21 protein-coding genes are annotated in these 19765 nt (G+C 47.5%); 15 read left to right on the top strand and 6 right to left on the bottom strand.

Going from position 1 to position 19765, the window contains the following annotated elements; translation table 11 throughout:
• Nucleotides 1-217 precede the first annotated feature (217 nt).
• The 7 genes from ABXT40_RS01300 (at nucleotide 218) to ABXT40_RS01330 (ending at nucleotide 8255) form a co-directional block, all read left to right on the top strand.
• Nucleotides 218-1135 (top strand): ABC transporter ATP-binding protein, encoded by a 918-nt coding sequence (locus ABXT40_RS01300; RefSeq protein WP_443646038.1) that lies wholly within the window; start codon nucleotides 218-220, stop codon nucleotides 1133-1135.
• Between the two features lie 4 nt (nucleotides 1136-1139).
• On the top strand, nucleotides 1140-1901 hold the full coding sequence (locus ABXT40_RS01305) for an ABC transporter permease (RefSeq protein ID WP_443646039.1): 762 nt from the start codon (nucleotides 1140-1142) through the stop codon (nucleotides 1899-1901).
• Between the two features lie 93 nt (nucleotides 1902-1994).
• Entirely contained in the window at nucleotides 1995-2423 is a 429-nt protein-coding gene (locus ABXT40_RS01310; protein WP_443646040.1) for a hypothetical protein, read from the top strand.
• Between the two features lie 386 nt (nucleotides 2424-2809).
• Nucleotides 2810-3910 carry an MBL fold metallo-hydrolase gene (locus ABXT40_RS01315; RefSeq protein WP_443646041.1) on the top strand — a complete coding sequence of 367 codons (1101 nt, stop codon included), beginning with the start codon at nucleotides 2810-2812 and terminating at the stop codon, nucleotides 3908-3910.
• Nucleotides 3911-4109: 199 nt separating this feature from the next.
• Complete coding sequence (locus ABXT40_RS01320; RefSeq protein WP_443646942.1) at nucleotides 4110-4970, top strand: phytanoyl-CoA dioxygenase family protein; 861 nt, start codon at nucleotides 4110-4112, stop codon at nucleotides 4968-4970.
• A 19-nt stretch (nucleotides 4971-4989) separates the two neighbouring features.
• Nucleotides 4990-5766 carry a maleate cis-trans isomerase family protein gene (locus tag ABXT40_RS01325; protein WP_443646042.1) on the top strand — a complete coding sequence of 259 codons (777 nt, stop codon included), beginning with the start codon at nucleotides 4990-4992 and terminating at the stop codon, nucleotides 5764-5766.
• Between the two features lie 62 nt (nucleotides 5767-5828).
• Nucleotides 5829-8255, top strand: coding sequence for a GcvT family protein (locus ABXT40_RS01330; RefSeq protein ID WP_443646043.1), 2427 nt, complete (start codon nucleotides 5829-5831; stop codon nucleotides 8253-8255).
• A 47-nt stretch (nucleotides 8256-8302) separates the two neighbouring features.
• Here the strand turns inward: ABXT40_RS01330 and ABXT40_RS01335 are convergent, their stop codons facing one another.
• From ABXT40_RS01335 to ABXT40_RS01355, 5 genes are read right to left on the bottom strand one after another with little or no spacing between them, the layout of a single operon-like run.
• Nucleotides 8303-8941: an aspartate/glutamate racemase family protein gene (locus ABXT40_RS01335; protein ID WP_443646044.1), complete on the bottom strand. Its 639-nt coding sequence runs from the start codon at nucleotides 8939-8941 to the stop codon at nucleotides 8303-8305.
• A complete protein-coding gene (locus ABXT40_RS01340) occupies nucleotides 8938-9831 on the bottom strand; it encodes an ABC transporter permease (RefSeq protein ID WP_443646045.1) in 894 nt (297 codons plus the stop codon). Before ABXT40_RS01340 ends, ABXT40_RS01335 begins: the two co-directional genes overlap by 4 nt.
• A complete protein-coding gene (locus tag ABXT40_RS01345; RefSeq protein ID WP_443646046.1) occupies nucleotides 9832-10710 on the bottom strand; it encodes an ABC transporter permease in 879 nt (292 codons plus the stop codon). It lies immediately after the preceding gene.
• A gap of 60 nt (nucleotides 10711-10770) precedes the next feature.
• Nucleotides 10771-12033, bottom strand: a complete 1263-nt coding sequence (locus ABXT40_RS01350) for an ABC transporter substrate-binding protein (RefSeq protein WP_443646047.1) — start codon at nucleotides 12031-12033, stop codon at nucleotides 10771-10773.
• 15 nt (nucleotides 12034-12048) lie between these two features.
• The gene (locus ABXT40_RS01355; RefSeq protein WP_443646048.1) at nucleotides 12049-13020 is read right to left on the bottom strand and encodes an ABC transporter ATP-binding protein; all 972 of its coding nucleotides are present in this window, start codon (nucleotides 13018-13020) and stop codon (nucleotides 12049-12051) included.
• A gap of 298 nt (nucleotides 13021-13318) precedes the next feature.
• Between ABXT40_RS01355 and upp the strand changes: the two genes are divergently transcribed.
• The 8 genes from upp (at nucleotide 13319) to ureG (ending at nucleotide 19187) form a co-directional block, all read left to right on the top strand.
• Entirely contained in the window at nucleotides 13319-13945 is a 627-nt protein-coding gene (gene upp, locus ABXT40_RS01360; RefSeq protein ID WP_443646049.1) for a uracil phosphoribosyltransferase, read from the top strand.
• Between the two features lie 169 nt (nucleotides 13946-14114).
• Nucleotides 14115-14936 carry an urease accessory protein UreD gene (locus tag ABXT40_RS01365; protein ID WP_443646050.1) on the top strand — a complete coding sequence of 274 codons (822 nt, stop codon included), beginning with the start codon at nucleotides 14115-14117 and terminating at the stop codon, nucleotides 14934-14936.
• A gap of 57 nt (nucleotides 14937-14993) precedes the next feature.
• Nucleotides 14994-15296, top strand: a complete 303-nt coding sequence (locus ABXT40_RS01370) for an urease subunit gamma (RefSeq protein ID WP_443646051.1) — start codon at nucleotides 14994-14996, stop codon at nucleotides 15294-15296.
• 27 nt (nucleotides 15297-15323) lie between these two features.
• A complete protein-coding gene (locus ABXT40_RS01375; RefSeq protein WP_443646052.1) occupies nucleotides 15324-15629 on the top strand; it encodes an urease subunit beta in 306 nt (101 codons plus the stop codon).
• Complete coding sequence (gene ureC / locus ABXT40_RS01380; RefSeq protein WP_443646053.1) at nucleotides 15630-17339, top strand: urease subunit alpha; 1710 nt, start codon at nucleotides 15630-15632, stop codon at nucleotides 17337-17339.
• Between the two features lie 14 nt (nucleotides 17340-17353).
• Nucleotides 17354-17821, top strand: a complete 468-nt coding sequence (locus tag ABXT40_RS01385; RefSeq protein ID WP_443646054.1) for an urease accessory protein UreE — start codon at nucleotides 17354-17356, stop codon at nucleotides 17819-17821.
• 2 nt (nucleotides 17822-17823) lie between these two features.
• Complete coding sequence (locus tag ABXT40_RS01390; RefSeq protein ID WP_443646055.1) at nucleotides 17824-18531, top strand: urease accessory protein UreF; 708 nt, start codon at nucleotides 17824-17826, stop codon at nucleotides 18529-18531.
• On the top strand, nucleotides 18528-19187 hold the full coding sequence (gene ureG / locus ABXT40_RS01395) for an urease accessory protein UreG (protein WP_443646056.1): 660 nt from the start codon (nucleotides 18528-18530) through the stop codon (nucleotides 19185-19187). The genes ABXT40_RS01390 and ureG overlap by 4 nt, the downstream gene beginning before the upstream one ends.
• 83 nt (nucleotides 19188-19270) lie before the next feature.
• Here ureG and ABXT40_RS01400 read toward each other — a convergent pair whose 3' ends face one another.
• Nucleotides 19271-19717 (bottom strand): winged helix-turn-helix transcriptional regulator, encoded by a 447-nt coding sequence (locus tag ABXT40_RS01400; protein ID WP_443646057.1) that lies wholly within the window; start codon nucleotides 19715-19717, stop codon nucleotides 19271-19273.
• Nucleotides 19718-19765 lie beyond the last annotated feature (48 nt).

Consider the following 19765-nt stretch of genomic DNA (forward strand, 5'->3'; position numbering starts at 1 on the left):
GGTGCAAAAAATGCACAACTCGCTTCCTGCCAAGTCTGCCTTCCTTGGCACAACGGCTATTGCAAAACCCATTCGCGCGAGCAATCCTGCTCTGAAGAAAGTGGCGGTCAATTAGTTATCTAGAAGATTGCCAAACCGTTGAGTTTAGTTTTGTATCTAGTTCTACAAACTTCTTTTCTGCCAAAATAAGTATTTCATACCAGTATCAGGATTGCATATGCCAATCATTAGCATTTCTAATTTAAGTAAATCTTTCAGTGACGGAACTAATGCACTTGACGACGTAAATTTGGAGGTCAATGAAGGTGAAATTATTGCACTTTTGGGGCCAAATGGCGCTGGAAAGACAACCCTGATTTCTACAATTTGTGGACTGCTTAAATATGACAGCGGTCGAATTAAAGTTAATGGTTACGATACCGTTACTGAATATCGTAGAACCCGCAAGCTAATAGGATTAGTCCCTCAAGAGATTATGTTAGAACCATTTGAAACAGTTTATGATACGATTCGTTTTACTAGGGGAATGTTTGGGTACCCAGAAAATAAAGAGCTTCTCAACAATATCCTGGAAAAACTGTCGCTTTTCGATAAACGAAAGCAAATGATAAAAGAGCTATCCGGTGGAATGAAACGCCGTGTCATGATAGCAAAAGCCCTCAGTCACAGCCCAAAGATATTGTTCCTCGATGAACCAACAGCAGGTGTCGATGTTGAATTACGTCGAGACATGTGGAATGTGATGGGCTCGCTCAAAAGCAAGGGGGTGACTATCGTTCTCACAACACACTATATTGAAGAAGCTGAGATGATGGCGGACAGAATAGCCTTGCTTAATAAGGGGCAAATAATTTTTGTTGAAAACAAAGAGTCGCTGATGGCAAGAATGGGGAAAAAAGAGCTGACGATTAACTTTCAATCACCAATCAGCTCGATACCGGAGGCGCTATCAAAATACAAGTTAGCGCTTAGCCAAGACCAGTTTAGCTTAATATATTCGTATGATAACAAGGCATCGCGAACTGGTATTACAAGGTTAATGAGAGACATTGCGTCGACAAACCTTATCCTTCAAGACTTACAGACCTCTCAAAGTTCATTAGAAGATATATTTGTCAGAATGATTAGGAACTAGTTAATTGAACTTATACGCGATAGCAGCAATTTATCGATTTGAAATGGCCCGGACTTTTAGGACCCTAGTCCAGAGCATCATCTCTCCTGTCATATCTACAGTACTTTATTTTATCGTTTTTGGAGCTGCTATCGGCTCAGGTATCCAAACAATCGAAGGTATCCATTACAGTGCATTCATTGTGCCGGGGTTGATAATGCTTACTGTATTGATGCAAAGCGTCGCAAATGCCTCTTTTGGTATTTATTTTCCAAAATTTCTTGGAACAATATATGAACATTTATCAGCGCCAGTCTCATTTTTAGAGATAATAGTTGGCTATGTAGGTGCCGCAGCAACAAAATCATTTATCATTGGAATGATTATACTGATAACTTCATCTTTGTTTGTTTCACTAAACATATCTCATCCAGTTTGGATGATTGCACTTCTTGTAATTAATTGCGTTACTTTCAGTTTATTGGGATTCATCATCGGCATCTTGTCCAATAATTTTGAACAATTAAATTTGGTTCCCATGCTGATAATAACACCCTTAGTTTTTTTAGGCGGCAGCTTCTATGCATTAGAAATGCTCCCAAGTTTTTGGCAAACCGTGACACTTTTTAATCCAGTCATGTACTTGATTTCTGTTTTTAGGTGGGCTTTTTTTGACGTCGCAGATGTTCCTGTTTTTCACAGTTTTTTGGCAACCTTGGTATTTAGCATTACTTGCATCACGATAATCTATTGGATTTTCAAAACTGGCTATAAACTAAAAAATTAACGCCTATTGCAAAACCTACAAATACGAGCAACCCTCTCAAGAGGACTGTGGCGGTTGATTAGGCTGCTGATATTTAGGAGCTGCGGGTTTAAAGTGACCACAATTATTTTACTGAAAGTCTTACATTACGTATCGCTATTTTTGGCAGGTGGGCTAGGTGTTGCAAATGTGATGCTGTTTAAGAACCACCAAATAGCTGGAATGCCACCTGCACCACCAGTCCAAAAAACAATGATGACGTTAGCCAGACTTGGTCTAATCGCAATCGTCATACTTTGGATAACTGGAATACCCTTAACCTACAAAGTTTATGGCAGCTTTGATTTAGGTTGGCCATTCCACCTAAAGCTATTAGGTGCGACTTCCTTGCTTGGTGCAGTGGCTTTTTTGAACCTTCATTTAACAAAACAATCCAGAGACGGTAACCCACCCAATCCAAAAGTCATAAAAATGATTCCTCCAATGGCTAGAGTATCGCTTGTTGTAGTGTTTATAGGAGTGGCTGTTTTAACCACATCATAAGCACATAACCTATCCACTCTAGCTGACTCACACAGAGTCTCTAGCCATGCATAGTTATTCTGTGTTCAAAGCGATGCTAGAGCCTGTCAGTGACTCTGTATGGCTCATTAAAATGGTTGCCAGCTATCACACCTAATCTGTGTAACAGCACATATATAATAGGTACGTAGGTGGGTATGGTTCCTAGCTACCCATCTGATAGATTATGTATTTATAGAAGTATCTGTATATATCCTTATCGTTATCAGTACAGAGTAAGTGACCAGCTAAGTGATATCTGGGTTTCTACTGAGCACAGGGTAAGTAGAGTGGTTGAGTAATATTCCATTGATCTATAACTACACCTACTAAGCACCAATGCTGTAAACTATATTTAGGATGAATTAATGATTAGCAGGCGTAACCTTCTAATTAAATCTATTACATCACTCGTTTATCTTGCCATCTCAGGATGCGCAAAGGCTGGCGAACTGTCATCCAGACAGAATGAAGATAGTGGTTTTAAATTGTCCGACTCACCTAATTTTAACAAGTTAACCAAACGTTTCCAGCATCCTGATGGGGACTTGAATGACAAAAGCTTTGGTGACCTATTTAATTTTTTTAAAGATTATTTTAGGCGAGTGGATGATGATTGGGAAAACACTGGGTTTCCAGTCGTGCAAATCTCAAATAATAAACTGAAGAGTTTTAAAGAAAACGTAATGTGGGTTGGACACTCCAGTGTAATGATAAATCACTCAAATTTGACTATTCTTACTGACCCGCAGTTTTCAGATTATGCATCGCCATTTTCATTCATGGGACCAAAGCGTGCGACACCAGCACCTTTTAAACCCGCTGAATTGCCGCCACTTGATGTCGTTATTATCAGCCATAATCATTATGATCATCTCGATGAATATAGCATCAGGCAGATATCCAAGCATCAACCAAATGTAAAATTTTTAGTGCCACTTGGGCTGAGAAAACTCTTGATAGAGTGGGGTGTAGCAGACGTCACAGAGTTAGATTGGTGGCAATCAGTGATAGTCAAAGGCGTTACCTTTCAACCTACTCCGGTGCAACATTGGTCCAAACGTTCTGCTTTTGACCGTAATAAAACTTTATGGGCTGGTTGGATGACACAATGGGAAGATTTCTCATTTTATTTTACCGGAGATACTGGCTATTCTGATGATTTCAAAGAGGTGTCTAAAAGGCTAGGCAGACCTGATCTGGCCGCTATTCCCATCGGTGCTTACGAGCCAAGGGAGTTTATGAAATCTTCACATATTAATCCTGAAGAAGCTGTTGCAGTTTTTAAAGATTTGGGCGCCAAATATGCGATTGCGATACACTGGGGAACTTTCAAGTTGACCCTTGAAAAAATGGATGAGCCGCCTCGCAGATTAGAGCGAGCAATTGAAAATGCAGAAGTTTCAAAAACCCAATTTCGGGTGTTACAACATGGCGAATTTTGGCCTGAGGTTTTTACCGACTCCTAAATTGCTATAAACCGGCTATCTATTATACATAGTATCTAACCACATTAGCTACCCATGTAACTGTCACCAAAGACAACGGGCAAAGCCTGTTTACGCAATAAGGCTTGACGCATTTCGGTTTTGATTGAAAAGTTTTGCCGTGAATGTTTTTCCGTGAATACCGGTTTTATGCCAAGCACAAGGGGGGCAAAAGATGGGGTTGCTAACACAAGCGCAAAAAGACAAATTCTGGCATGATGGTGTTTTGGTGGTTGAAGATGCGGTATCGGCGCGCCAGCTTGCCGCGCTTCGTACCGAATTCCAAAATTGGGTCGAAGAAAGCCAAAACCATGATTGTGACTATGGCGAGACTTTGGATGGGCGCGCAAGGTTTGACCTGCAGCCCGGCCATAGCCCAACAACACCGGGGCTTCGGCGTGTGCAATCGCCCGAAGAGGTTTCGCCAATTTATGAAGATGTGATGCGCAATGCCCGCACGGTTGATTATTGTGCTGAATTGCTTGGCTCAAATATCCGCTTTCATCACGGCAAGGTAAATTCAAAACTCCCCGGATCGGCGACCGCGGTGCAATGGCATCAGGACTTTCCGTTCCAGCCAATGACCAATGACGACATGATCACTTGCTTGCTTTTCCTCGATGATGTAACGCTGGAGAATGGTCCGCTTGAGGTCATCCCCACAAGCCATAAGGGGCCACTTTATCCGCATTGGCATAATGGCATATTCACCGGCGCCATTGATGAGCGCATTATCGAACCGCAGCGTGACAAGATTGTTAAATGCACGGGCAGCGCCGGTACGGTCTGCTTGATGCATGTCAATCTGCTTCACGGGTCAGCGCCTAACTTATCTGATGTGCCTCGGACGCTGTATATCACCACCTATTATGCCGAAGATGCAATCGAACTAAGCCCAAATCATTTGCCAAGCCGGTTCACCCATGCATTGGTTCGGGGCGAAGTGACAGGCAGGGTTCGTTGTTCTCCATATGCTATGCAATTACCAGCCGTTCCAAAAGGAACATCGTTTTTTGCCCAACAAGAAGGCGCTGATATGTAATGCGGCAATGGGGTAGCCGATGAAACCACAAAATCAAACCAGCATGATCGACAAGTTGGCTTTTGAGACTGATCATGGGCTTGGTTCCGCGGCGCGGCTTGGCATGATTGTTCTGCAAACCGATCAGACAATCGAGCATGAATTTGCCCAATTAGTCACCGCCAAGGACATTGCGGTTTATCATGCGCGAATTCCGAATGCGATGGTGGTATCGCCAGACACGCTTGGTCAGATGAAAGCCGACTTACCGGCAACGGCAAAGCTGCTGCCGCCATCATTCAGCTTTGATACAATTGGCTATGCTTGCACCTCTGGCGCAACCATGATTGGCGAGGATACGGTGGCTGGCATCATTCAAGAGTTTCATCCGCAGGCGAAAATATCCAACCCGCTATCAGCCTGCAAGGCTGGGCTCGCTAAATTGGGCGTGCGTCAGCTTGCGCTGGTTACGCCCTACCCGCCTGAGGTCACTTTGGCGATGCGTGACAATTTGAAACAAGCGGGTTTTGACGCAACAATTGTTGCCTCCTTCAATCAATCCGATGATTTTACCGTTGCCCGGATCAGCCAGCAAAGTGTTCTTGACGCGGTCCTTAAAGCTGGTAGCTCTGATTTGTGCGATGGCGTGTTTGTATCTTGCACCAGTTTGCGAACTCTGGATATTCTTAGCCATGCAGAAGGCATGCTTGGCAAGCCTGTGGTGTCATCCAATCAGGCACTTGCTTGGCATATGATGCGGTTGTCCGGCATAAAAAATCAGCCCGACGGTTTTGGACGGCTTTTCACATTGGAATAAAGAACGGCATATCTGGTAACGCTATTTTTCGTATGTAAAACAATACCTTAAGGTTTTCTTCCATGTCAGCATCCTTTCCAAAACATGCGCAAGTTGTTGTCATCGGAGGCGGAGTCCATGGCTGTTCGGTTGCCTATCATCTTGCCAAGAATGGCTGGAAGGATGTGGTGCTTGTTGAACGGAAAAAACTTACAAGTGGAACCACATGGCATGCTGCCGGTCTGGTAGGTCAGCTTCAAGGCACCCATGCCACGACCGCCTTTGCCAGCTATGGTGTTGAGCTTTTACAGGAGATTGAAGCCGAAACAGGGCTTAGTCCGGGCTTTCGGCAAAATGGCTCAATCTCGATCGCGGTGAATCAGAGCCGCCTCTCGGAATTGAAGCGCAAAGCCGATTTTGCCGGGCTATTTGGCGTCGAAGCGTCCTTTATCGCAACAGATGCAATTGCTGAACGATGGCCCTTAATGAATGCCGAGGGTGTGCTTGGCGGAATCTATATGCCAAGTGACGGATCGGCAAATCCAACAGATTTGACACAAGCGTTGGCGCGCGGGGCGCGGATGAATGGCGCTCAGATTTTTGAGAATATCAAGGTTGAGACCGTATTGACTTCAGGCGGAAAAGTAACTGGTGTTAAGACTGATGCTGGCATCATCTCTGCCGAGTTTGTTGTTAACTGCGCTGGCATGTGGGCGCGCGATCTTGGCCGAAAAAATGGCGTTGGCGTTCCGCTTCATGCTTGCGAACATTATTACCTTGTTACCGAACCGATTGCTGATCTGCCATCGGATTTGCCGGTTCTTCGGTCATATTGTGATGGCACTTATTGGAAAGAGGATGCTGGCAAGCTGTTATTTGGCTTTGCCCATTTCCATGCAAAGGCATGGTCAAAAGACGGCATTCCAGATAGTTTTGAGTTTGATAGTCTGCCGTTCATCGAAGATGATGTGATGGAGGTGCTGGAACTGGCAATGGCGCGGGTGCCATGCTTAACCGAAATTGGTATCCGCACTTTTTTCAATGGCCCTGAAAGCTATTCACATGATGGGCGGTTTACCTTGGGTGAAGCGCCTGATGTAAAAAATTACTTTGTTCTTGCCGGGGTTAATTCAACGGGAATCCAATCTGGTTCGGGTGCTGGAAAGGCCGTTGCCGATTGGATTATGGCAGGCCATCCGACAATGGATCTGTCGGAAATGGATCCGGCACGGATTGAGGCATTTCAGGCGCAGGATCGCTATCTTCAGGAGCGCTGTCCAGAAACCCTTGTCCTGACCTATGCAATGCATTGGCCCGGACGCCAGCGCGAAACCGCACGCGGCTTGCGGCGAACACCATTTTACCATGCGCTAAAGGCCAAAGGCGCGGTTTATACAGAAATGCAAGGCTGGGAGCGTCCAAGCTGGTTTGCCCCGGAAGGGGTTGCACCGGTTCACGATTATGCCTTTGGCCGACCAAGCTGGTTTGACCATGCGCAGACCGAACAGAAAGCGGCGCGTGAAGGCGTCGTGATGATTGATTATTCAATGCTCGGCAAACATATGGTTGAAGGAAAAGATGCCGAGACGTTTCTGCAACGTGTTTCCACCAATGATGTTTCGATCGAAGATGGGCGCGTTATCTACAGTCTTATGCTGAACGAACGCGGCGGTATCGAGGGAGATGTCACGATTGCGCGGCATGGCAAAACACGCTTTATGGTCATGAGTGCAATTTCCCATACCCGACGCAACCGAGACCATTTGCAACACGCGATTTTGGCCAGTGAAGATGTTATCATCCGTGATGTGACCAGCGCCTATGCCGTTCTGGCGCTTTCTGGACCATTGTCGCGTGCGGTGCTGAAAACACTTGTCGATATTCCACTATCCAACACAGATTTTCCGCCATACAGCTTACAGCAATTCTATATTGGTCACGCACCTGTTTTTGCCCAGCGTCTTTCCTTTACCGGTGAAATGGGCTGGGAAATCTTTATCACCCCTGACTTTGCCGAATATGTATTCGAGCAGCTTTACCAAGCGGGACAAGCATATGATTTACGGCTTGCTGGCGGCGAGGCCTTGAATGCTTTGCGCATTGAAAAAGGCTTTGTTCATTGGGGTTCTGACATGGCCTATACCGAGTCGCCCCATCAAATTGGTTTGGATTTTGCGTGCCACATTGACAAGGGTATCGCGTTCACCGGTAAGTCGGCCTATCTTGCCCGCAAAGCCCAAGCAAAAGGTCCCTTTCTATGCTCAATTAAATTACATCAGTCCGATGCGATGCTGCATCACAATGAGCCTGTATTGCGCGATGGGGCGATTGTTGGCTTTGTTACGAGCGGGGCATTCTCGGCCGCGCAAGGCAGCGCTGTTGGGCTTTGTTTGATTGCGCCGTCAACCGAAAAATCTGGTGTTGAGGCGCTGGAAAAGGGCGGTTATAGTGTGCTGGTGGAGGGTCGCGCCATTCCAGCAATTCTGCAGCGCAAAGCCTTTGCCCGCTAGCCAGCGAGTTTGTCTGAGCGCAGTTGAAAGATCTAAGGAATGGCAAGTTAGACAAGTACGGGGATTAATTTTGCCGCGGCGGCCACTGGATCAATCAAGGTAATCTGATGATCTGGTTGTAGCTTGTTCCAGATATTGGTCATGCCAGCACAGCCAAGAACCACCGCATCGCTGGGATTTTTTACGGTCATTTTTTGCAAATGTGATGAGATAATTTCACGTGATTTATCAGGCGCAGTCTCAAGGTCAAGAACTGGAACGCCGCTGGCATAAACGCCATCACAGATTTGGCCAAATCCCTGTACCTCGATATTTCCAGCAATCACCGGAACTGACACTGCCAACGTGGTCAGCACTGAAAACCGCCCCGATGATAATGCTGCCAAATGAAATGATGCCTGACCGATTCCAATAACGGGCTTTTGGGTAATTGTTCGCGCCTCAGCCAATCCGGTATCATCAAAACAGGCAATCACATAGGCATCAAAATTGCCATTGGCAATGATATCAAGCACCCCCGGAACGGCAGCATCGCCATCTTCAGGCCCTTGAATCGCAGCCGGTGCCTGATGGTTGGTAATCGCTTCAACATGATAATCTTCGGGAAGCTGGGCGACAAATGATCGCGCGCAGCTTGTGGTCATCGCAATTGTTGAGTTTGGATTAATAAAAGCAACACGGGTCACGGTGCGGTGCTCTCTGGCCGCGGTGCCTTGGCGGTTCGCCGGCGCAGCAGGGTGAATAAAATCAAAAATATGCTGATTGCTACAAAACTGACGGCTGTGGTTAATGTGCCAAGCGCGTAAATTGTTGGATCAGTTACCGTCGTGGTCAGGCCACGCAATTCAAGCGGCAGGGTGTTTAGCCCGCCAATTGCCTGTGATGAACGCGCCAATTCATCATAGCTAAGCGTAAAACCAAATAGCGCAACACCAATCAAAGAAGGCGCAATGATCGGCAGCACAGCCTCACGGAAAGTTTGCCATGGCCCAGCGCCAAGATCGCGCGCCGCTTCTTCATAAGACGGGTCAAACCGGTTGAAAACAGCAAACATAATCAACAAACCAAAGGGCAATGTCCAAGTAAGCTGGGCACCGAGTCCTGAACTAAACAGCCCCATTGTGGTGCGGAAATCATCAATCACCCATTGGATATTCATATCGCCGCCAATGGCTTTGACAGCATCATCAATGATCCGAAATTCAAGCGCCACCCCAAGGCTGATTACAATTGATGGCACGATCAGCGATGAAATGGTGGCATAGAATAAAAAGCTTGAAAGCGGAAAGCGTTTACGAAAAGCCATCCCTGCCATCAGGCTTAGAACCACTGTTAGAACCATCACAACAAGTCCGAGACGAATGGACCGGCCAAATGCACCCCAAATATCAATCACCCCAACGCCATCAAAAAGTGATTCAAACCAGAAGGTTGAAAAGCCGCGCATCGGAAATGTCAGGCCGCCATTCGGTCCCTGAAAGGACAATACCAAGATAGATAAGGTTGGCCCATATAGGAACAAAATGAACAGGGTAAAGAAGACGCCAAGAGATAATTTAAAACCGCGACCAAACATCTATAGCTCTTTTCGAATATCAACGAGTTTTGTCATGGCGAAAATAATCATTAATGTTGTGATGATCAGGATCACGGCATTAGCGGCCGCCGCTGGAAATTGTAGATAGGTCATTTCCACATTGATAATTTTGCCAACTGATGGAATTTGCTGTCCACCCATGACGCCAATTGTGATGAAATCGCCCATGACAATCGTAATCACAAAGATTGATCCGATGATGATCCCTGGGCGGCTAAGTGGGATGATAATATTGGTCAAAGTTTGAAAACTGCTTGCGCCAGCATCATGCGCAGCCTCGATCAGCGAGCGATCAATGCGCATCATCGAGTTGAAAATCGGCACAACCATGAAGAGCGTGTAAAGATGTACAAATGCCAGGATGACCGAAAATTCGGAATAAAGTAGCCATTCAGCGGGTGAGTCGGTGAGCCCAACATTCTGCATTGTCGAATTTACCAGACCATTACGTCCTAGTAACGGAATCCATGAAATCATCCGAATAACATTCGAGGTCCAGAATGGGATTGTGCATAGCAGAAATAAAACGATCTGCATCTGCAGACTAGACACACAAAAAGATAAAAACAGCGCAACCAGAAATCCGGTCAACAAGGTAATCAACCAAGTGATGAAAACAAATTTCAAGCTTGAAATATAGGTTGCAAAAGATGTGCATAAATCCGGCAGGCTTTTAACGCAGCCATAAAAAATATCTTGGTAATTTGTAAAAATGAAATCTGGAATAATCGAATAAGAATTATAGTCCCAAAAGCTAACCATAACCACGAGGCAAAGCGGGACAACGAAGAAAGCGAAAATAACAAAGGTGAAGGGAAACGACAGAATTGTCGCGCTGTGTCTTTTTACATCAAACATGTTTCCCCCAAAAAAATCTGCGGCAACGATAGAGGCTGCCGCAGATTATATCAATATGCCTTAGGCCGCTACGAATTCATTCCATTTGCGAACCATGTATCTGTTCTCGTCCATGGTGGCGTTCCAGCAGGCAACGCCGCCCATCCGCTCAACGAATGAACCGCCGTCTCTCACTTCGCCTGCACTTGCCAGCTTTTTACCATCAGGGGCTTTGATGTCTTTTGCCGCCGCTTTACCAAGCATCCAGTAATCCCACTCATAGCCTTCCATATACTGCTTGGCTGTTGATGGGACTGCTGAGTAATAGCCCTGACGGTTCAGATGACCGCCAACAAATCCTGACAAATACCAGTTGATGAATTCATAGCAAACATCAGCCTGATAGCCTTTGGTCGCAGCAGATAATGCAAAGCCAACTGCCCATGCACGATAGCCTTCTTTCAGCGGCTGATAAACGCATGGAATACCTTGTGTACGCACAGCGGTGATCGCAGGTGACCACATGGACTGGATCACAACTTCGCCTGATGCCATCAGGTTGACACTTTCGTTGAAATCAGACCAAAGGGCGCGGAACTGGCCGGCCTTTTTCGCTTCAATCAGGATCTTGATTGTCAGATCAATTTCATCGCGCGTCATGTTGCCTTTATCCGGATATTGATATTCGCCCATCGATTCGACAACCATCGCCGCATCCATAATACCAATTGACGGAATGTTCAGAATTGATGCTTTGCCCTTGAATTCCGGGTTCAGAAGTTCGGCCCAGGTGCTGATCGGGCGTTTGATAAGGTCAGGGCGGATGCCAAGCGTGTCAGCATTGAACACAGTTGGGATCAGCGTTGCCCAGCGGGTTGGCTCGGATGAGAACTCACTCGATTTTTCGTCTTTAAGATAGAAAACTTTTTTTGGAGCTGTGCCCTGATCGCCAATTTTCTTTCCACCAATTTCGCCCATCGTATGGGTCGTGCTGATGTTGTCGAATTCCTTTATGCGCTTTGAGTCCATTCCAAGGATATTGCCTGACGGTACCAGCTTTGGCAGACTGAAATATTCAGTATCAACAATGTCAAAGCTGTTTGGCTGGGTCAAAACCCGCTTTGTGACTTCATCAGTTGTCACAGGAATATATTTCACCTTGATGCCAGTGTCTTCGAAAAGCTTCTTGTCAATCTCGCTTCCCATTGTTGTTGCTGTACCAAGGTAGCGGACAACTTTTTCATTGGCAGAATGCACTGCTGGCGCGCTTAGGCCAAATCCTGCAAGGGCGGCGGTGGCGCCAGCTGTTTTCAGAAGTGACCGTCTGTCGATTTGTTTAGCCATAGTTTTGTTCCTTTCTTATGCTTCTAATTGTAGCTGGTCTTTTTTTAACCAGCTTGCTTTTACCTGATCTCCTAGATCAAGCTTGGACTTGGTAAATTCCATGTCTGATTGAACAACGGTAAGTGGGCCACGGCCTGAAATGACTTTTAAGCGCACCACTGACCCTAAAAATTCAACGCCAGTAACCTTGTCACTGCCACCCGGTGTCAGCTTTATCCGATCCTCTCGGATTGATAATGGCAGCCCTTCACCCTCAATAACATTATGTCCACCAATGAACCGTGCAACGAACGTATTGCGGGGCTTTGTGAATAATTCGATCGGCGAGCCTTGCTGTTCCACCTTGCCGTCATTCATCACCAAGATAACGTCAGCCAGTGCCATTGCTTCTTCCTGGCTGTGCGTCACATGAACAAAAGTAATGCCAAGTTGACGTTGCAACAGTTTTAGTTCTGACCGCATTTCAATGCGCAAAAACGGATCAAGTGCCGACAATGGCTCATCAAGGAGCAACAGTTTTGGCTTGGTGATTAATGCCCTCGCCAGCGCCACGCGCTGCTGCTGACCACCTGATAATTGGCTTGGATATCGTTGCGACATCGTATGAAGCTGGACACTTTCCAAAAGCTCCATTGCGCGCGCATGACGTTCAGTTTTGCTAACCCCCATAATTTTCAGCGCAAAAGCGACATTATCAATCACTTTCAGATGTGGAAATAGCGCATAGCTTTGGAACATCATCGATGTGCTACGTGCAGCTGGTGGTTCATTTGATATATCTTGGTTGTCCAGAAAAACCTTACCGCTGGTAATATCCTCATGTCCGGCAATCATGCGCAGCAACGAGGTTTTACCGCATCCGGATGGCCCCAAAAGACAACAATATGTGTTTTCTGGCAGCGATAGATTAATCCCGCGAACGGCGAGGGTTTCGCCATAACGCTTTTCAAGATCAATCAAATCAAGGTGGTTTTTCAACTGGTTCATTATTTTGTTCCTGCACTGCGACGGACCATATTTGGACCGCCGAAAAAAGATACGTCTATATTCTCAGCAGGGTGAAAACATTTTTGCACTGGGTCTGCAGCGACCGCATACTTGACTTCACCATGACATTAATAGTCTAAAACTATCGGGTGATTTTTGGCGTTGGTCAAACATTAGGTTTGCAAAAAATGATAAAGTCAGTATTTCCAGGGACATCAACCCGCCCATTTGTTGTTCTGGTGATGCTGATACGACCCAGTGAGACTTGAGTCGGATCCATATCCAAAAGGTTGATGAGATGAGTCGTTTCCATATTATTGAACATCCCCTTATTGCGCATAAGATGTCTGTTTTGCGCGACAAGGAAACGAAAACGCCCCTATTTCGCCAGACTTTGCGTGAAGTTGCCTATTTGATGACCTTTGCGGTCACGCAGCATTTGGATATGGTTGCCGTGCGTATTGAAACACCGCTTGAAGTTGCTGACTGTCATCAACTGAAAGCGCCAAACCCGTGTTTGGTCTCCATCTTACGGGCTGGTAACGGCTTGACTGAAGCCTTGCTGAATATTCTTCCCGAGGCATCGGTTGGGCATCTGGGCATGGCTAGAAATGATGAAACCTTAAAGCCAGAAAAATATTATACCAAGCTGCCAAACGATATTTCTGCGCGTCAGGTTATTCTTGCTGATCCAATGTTGGCAACAGCGGGAAGCACGATCGCGGCAATTGATATTCTGCGTGACCATGGGGTCAAAGATATCGTCTTTATGTGTCTTCTGGCAGCACCAGAAGGGGGCGAACGATTGCGCAAAGCGCATCCTGATGTGCCAATCTTTACCGCAGCACTTGACCGACAGCTAAATGAGAAGGGCTATATTTTGCCCGGCTTAGGTGATGCTGGCGATCGGATTTACGGAACGTAAAAACCCACCCTAATAGACAAGACCAAAGTCGCAGGCGCCCTGGCAAGGCGCGGCTTGTTTTCGGGCAGGCCGATTTTATTTATATGCACAAATTGCGGCAAGGTTGTTTATCAAAGCAAAAAACCTAATATAGTTAAACGTAATTAGATCTATCATCAGGTGTTCCAAGGTGCTGCAAACTGCTAATATTGAACAACCAGCTCTGCAGCGCGCACGTGGTGCCGTTGATCTTGTGGTGAAAGCTGGCAAGTTAGAACGGTTCTATCAATCCGGTTCAGCCAAGATATTTTTGCCGAAAACCTACGCTCAAACCATTGAGGCTGTCCTGGTGAACACGGCTGGGGGGCTAACTGGTGGCGATGAATTTGGTGTCAGGCTTGGCGCCGAAGGGGACACGCATTTGACCGTTTCAACGCAGACCGCTGAACGGGTTTATCGCGCATTAGGCTCACAAAATGCAGAAATGCGTGTCAATATGACAGTGACCGGCACCGCCAGCCTCCATTGGCTGCCGCAGGAAACAATCTTGTTTGATGGGGCTGGATTCGCCCGTCAATTGGATGTTCAGATGGTTGAAGGTGCCAGTTTTCTTGGCAGTGAAATGATGGTGTTTGGCCGTACGGCAATGCAGGAAACTGTGCGTCAGGGCAGTGTAAGGGATCAGTGGCGGATTTGGTGTGACGGCAGGCTAATCCATGCTGAAGCATTTCGTCTTGATGGCCAGATTGTTCAAAAACGCCATCAAAAAGCAAGCGCGGCTGGCAATGTCTGCTTTGCGACAACCTTATATGTCAGCCGTGATGCCGAAGCGAAAGCTGACGCGGTGCGCGGGTTTTTCAATCGTTTTGCCGATGTGCAAACCGCAGTGTCTGCATGGCAAGGCAAGCTTGTTATCCGTTGCCTTTGCAATGATACGGCAAGGCTGAAAAAACTGTTGGCACAATTTATCGAACAGTTTCGCCAAATTGCCAACCCGCGTGTTTGGAATTAACGGGCCCCTATTTATTTTGATAAGACTGCGCATTTCGGTCACAAGGAGATTTTGCCAATGAAATTAACCCCCCGTGAAAAAGATAAATTGTTGGTTAGTGTTGCTGCTATGGTTGCCAGAGGGCGACTGCATCGTGGGGTCAGGCTGAACTATCCTGAAGCGATTGCTCTGATTACAGATTTTGTTGTCGAAGGTGCGCGTGATGGTCGTAGCGTTGCGGATTTGATGGAAGCTGGGGCACATGTGGTGGGTGAGGCTGATTGCATGCCCGGCATTGCCGAAATGATTCATGACGTGCAGGTTGAAGCAACCTTCCCTGATGGCACCAAGCTGGTAACCGTGCATCATCCAATCCGTTGAAACAAACCCATGACAAAAGGACATCCCATGATCCCTGGAGAAATTATTGTTGCCGCAGGTGATATCATCCTAAATGAAGGGCGCGAAGCCATAACGCTGACGGTGGCCAATACTGGTGATAGGCCGGTACAAATTGGCAGCCATTATCATTTTGCCGAGACCAATGCGGCGCTTGATTTTGACCGCAAAATTGCGCATGGAATGCGACTTGATATTGCAGCTGGAACTGCCGTTCGGTTTGAGCCCGGGCAAACACGGGAAGTTCAGCTTATTGCGATGGCTGGCGCGCGGCGGGTCTTTGGTTTCAATGCACAGATAATGGGAGATCTATAAATGACAACAACAATTTCCCGCAATATTTACGCTGATATGTATGGGCCAACAACGGGCGATCGGGTGCGTTTGGCTGATACCGACTTGATTATCGAGGTTGAACGCGATTTGACGCATTATGGCGAAGAGGTAAAATTTGGCGGTGGCAAGGTTATCCGTGATGGCATGGGCCAGTCGCAGGTAACCCGTGCCGATGGCGCGGTTGATACGGTTATCACCAACGCGTTAGTCATTGATGTAGCCGGTATTTACAAGGCAGATATTGGGCTAAAAGATGGACGGATTTGCGCTATCGGCAAGGCTGGCAATCCCGACACCCAGCCAGATGTCGATATCATTATCGGCCCCGGAACCGAGGCCATTGCAGCTGAGGGGCATATTCTGACGGCGGGTGGGTTTGACAGTCACATTCATTTCATCTGCCCGCAACAGATAGATGATGCGCTGCATTCGGGTCTGACCACGATGCTTGGTGGCGGAACCGGTCCAGCCCATGGCACTTTGGCGACCACTTGCACACCGGGCAGCTGGCATATTGGCCGGATGTTACAGGCGGCCGATGCCCTGCCAATGAACCTCGCTTTTGCTGGCAAGGGAAACGCATCACTGCCGACAGCACTTGAAGAACAGGTGGTCGGCGGGGTCTGCGCGTTGAAATTGCATGAAGATTGGGGCACCACACCAGCGGCGATTGACACTTGTTTGTCGGTTGCCGATGCGATGGATGTTCAGGTGATGATCCATACTGACACGCTTAACGAAAGCGGCTTTGTTGAAAACACTGTCAAGGCGATGAAACAGCGGGTCATTCATGCGTTCCATACCGAAGGGGCAGGCGGTGGTCACGCCCCCGACATTATCAAAATTTGCGGCGAACAATTTGTGATTCCATCATCAACCAACCCAACGCGCCCCTATACCGTCAACACTTTGGAAGAACATCTCGATATGTTGATGGTCTGTCACCATCTGGATAAATCGATTCCAGAGGATGTGGCCTTTGCCGAGAGTCGTATCCGGCGTGAGACAATCGCGGCCGAGGATATTTTGCATGATATGGGCGCGTTTTCGATCATTGCGTCGGATAGTCAGGCAATGGGACGCGTTGGCGAGGTTGTCATCCGGACGTGGCAAACTGCGCATAAGATGAAAATACAGCGTGGGCGCTTGCCAGAAGAAACTGGTGAAAATGACAATATGCGTGTAAAGCGCTATATCGCTAAATACACAATCAATCCAGCAATCGCCCATGGCATCTCAAACCATATTGGCTCAATTGCTGTTGGCAAGCGGGCAGATCTGGTTTTGTGGAAGCCTGCGTTCTTTGGGGTAAAGCCAGAGATGGTCTTGTTGGGTGGAAGTATCGCGGTGGCGCAAATGGGCGACCCGAATGCATCTATCCCAACACCGCAGCCGGTTTACACACGCCCGATGTTTGCCAGCCTTGGCCGTTCGGTTGAACATTCGACAGTTACATTCGTCAGTGATGCCGCGCAGGCAATGGGGATTAAATCCCAGTTGGGTCTTGCAAAGGCGACTCTGCCGGTTAGCCATACACGCGACATCTCGAAGGCCGACATGGTTCATAACAGCCATTGCCCAGATATTGAGGTTAACCCGGAAACCTATGAAGTGCGCGCTGATGGTGTTTTGTTAACGTGCGAGCCAGCGCATGAATTGCCAATGGCGCAGCGCTATTTCCTCTATTAGGGCAGTGTGGGACAATGGATCAGTTGAAATCTGAGGCGCCATCATATGCCGGTCATATCCACCGCGATGTAACTCGCCATGATGGTGATATGACGATTACCTTGGACTTTGAAGCGCGGTTTTTGCGTCGCAAACGAATGGCCACTGATTGCGGAATGGCGTTTATGGTGGATCTTGCCGAAACGGTTTCGCTTGATGCGGGTGATGCTTTTCTGCTGGATGATGGCCGCCAGATTATTATCCAAGCTGCGGCCGAGCCGGTGGTTGAAATACGCCATAAAAACCTTGCCAAAATTGCGTGGCATATCGGCAATCGGCACGCCCCGTGCGAGATCAGGCAGGATTGCCTTGTTATCCGCCGCGATCATGTCTTAGAAGATTTGCTGGTGCGGCTTGGGACGACATTGGCAAAAACCGAGGCACCGTTCAATCCTGAAGGCGGTGCCTATGGTTTTGGTCGCACGCATGGTCATACGCATTGATCATGACAGAATTAACAGACACCATCCGTCAAACACAGCTTCTGGCAGCGCTGTTTTCACCAGCTTTTCCCATTGGTGCCTTTTCCTATTCGCATGGTATCGAGGCGGCGATTGCATCGGGTGATGTTGATGATGCCACAACCGCGCATGACTGGATTGAAACGATTCTTCTTGGGGGAAGTGGTCGCAACGATGCAATTTTGATGGCAAATGCCTATAATGCTGTAAAGCTGCATGCTGCCAAAGACGGGCAACTGGCGGGCGGCAGAAATGCCGAGATTGAGGCAATAAATGAGCTGGCCTTTGCGTTATCGTCGGGCGTCGAGCGTGCGCAGGAAAACCGCGAACTCGGGGTGAATTTCACGCGCATGACCGAGCAGGTTTATCAGCTTGATATTGGGCTATCCCCGCCGCTTGCCTATCCTGTTGCAGCTGGGCTTGCAGCGCGGCATCTTGGATGCGAATTGCAGCTTAGTTTGAGCCTTTTTTTGCAAAGCTTTATCGGTAATTTAATTTCAGTCGTGGTTCGGGCGGTGCCACTTGGACAGTCCGATGGGCAAATTATCCTCGCCCGATTAATGCCGGCTATGGCGGCACTAGCTGACGAGGCATCGACAACCCCGCTGGATGATATTGGTGGCTATGCGATTTTGGCCGACCATGCTTCAATCTTGCATGAAACCCTCGAAACAAGGATTTATCGAACATGATTGGTTATGAGCAAGAACCCGCTGGCACGAAGGTAAAGCTGTCCAGCCGCAATGGCCCGTTGCGTGTTGGTATTGGCGGACCGGTTGGGGCGGGTAAAACAAGTTTGACCGAGGCGCTTTGCCACTATTTGGCATCACGGGTTTCGATGGCGGTGATCACCAATGATATTTACACGCGCGAGGATGCTGACTATTTGATGCGGGTTCAGGCATTGCCAGCCGAACGGATTAGGGGCGTTGAAACCGGCGGCTGTCCCCATACGGCAATCCGCGAGGATGCATCGGTCAATCTTGCGGCGGTGGCCGATCTGCGTGCCACTATTCCTGATCTTGATATTATCCTGATTGAGTCTGGCGGTGACAATCTTGCGGCAACCTTTAGCCCCGAACTGGCTGACCTTACTATCTATGTGATTGATGTTTGCATGGGCGGCGATATTCCTCGCAAGAGGGGCCCAGCCCTGACCAAATCTGATATGCTGGTTGTCAATAAGATCGAGCTTGCGCCACATGTTGGCGTAGATCTTGAAATTATGGCCGCAGATACGGCAACCGCCCGTAATGGCCGACCATTTATCTTTGGGTCAATGCGTAAGAATGACGGTGTTGCCGCGCTTGGTGATTTTATTCTTTATGAGGCCAATCTTGAGAGCTAATCCGGCTTACTTGTCTTTGCGGTTCTGGCAATGTGATAATTGCTATGACGATTGCAAGAAAGCTTTGCTCTGCCGCTTGACCGCTATTCAATGGCATGTGTAACCCTTAATTCATCAATCAATTCAGCCATCGCTTGCGATGTAGGGCTATAAAGGTCTTTTAAAAACTCAAATTGTTGCGCTTTGAAATTTTCTTGGCTCAAAGACCATTCGGCCATGCCTACCATGATCGGCAATAATCCTAATGCAGGCTCAGTGAGGCTGTAGATTTTGCGCTGCGCGTGCCCAACATCGCCGCGAGCGCTAAGTAGCCCGATGTCGCAAAGTCGCTTTAAACGTTTTGCCAATGTTGGCCGGGGAATTTTCTCATTACTATTATCTAGAATTGCGCCAAATGTTCTTTGGTTAAAAAAGGCAATATCACGAAGCACAATAACGGCCCATTGGTCTGATAGCACTTCTGCTGCCACCGCGATTGGACAGGTTATGTCGCCGCGTATGGCTATATTCCTTTTTACAAAATCATCCATTGTTGCCTGCGCCATATTTAAATCATCAAACCAAAACCATGTCGAATA

The sequence above is a fragment of the Candidatus Ponderosibacter sp. Uisw_141_02 genome, assembly GCF_048087665.1.
Taxonomy (GTDB): Bacteria; Pseudomonadota; Alphaproteobacteria; order Puniceispirillales; family Puniceispirillaceae; genus UBA3439.